The sequence below is a fragment of the Actinoplanes sp. NBRC 101535 genome (genome assembly GCF_030269225.1).
Taxonomy (GTDB): Bacteria; Actinomycetota; Actinomycetes; order Mycobacteriales; family Micromonosporaceae; genus Actinoplanes; species Actinoplanes rectilineatus.
Genome location: NZ_BSSY01000056.1, coordinates 1 through 405 on the forward strand (window position 1 = coordinate 1; position 405 = coordinate 405).

The following is a 405-nucleotide window of genomic DNA, read 5'->3' on the forward strand; positions in this document are numbered from 1 at the left end:
GTCGGGTAACTGCTGGTCACGGCGATGATCAGGTTGTGTGATTGGCGGTTGGCCTGGCGGGTAGGTCGGGCGATATTGGTCGCTCCGTTCGCGCGGTGCCAGCCGATCGCGGTGTTACGCAGGGTTGTGATGACGGCGGGTCCGTTGTTGGTCCGGGCTTGATGTAGATCTTCACGGAAAGTCATGTCGCGGACGTGGTGGAGGCGGTTCTCGATGTGCCGGTGTCGGCGGATCCAGGTTTGCAGGTTGCGGGCCGTGGTGTGGCCGGCGGGCGGGGGCACGGTCAGGTGGGTGGTCTCGCGGCTGGTCTGGCCGGCGACGATGCGGGTCCGCGTGATCCGGATGGCCTGTTCGGCGTGGGGGAAGCCGATGCCGCCGGGTGTGGCGACGGTGACGGCTTTGACG

The 405-nt window shown here is 66.9% G+C and carries 1 pseudogene; it reads right to left on the reverse strand.

Annotated features, from left to right (window positions below):
* Positions 1 to 405 (reverse strand): annotated as a pseudogene (locus tag QSK32_RS45320) (ISAs1 family transposase); the annotation flags it as partial.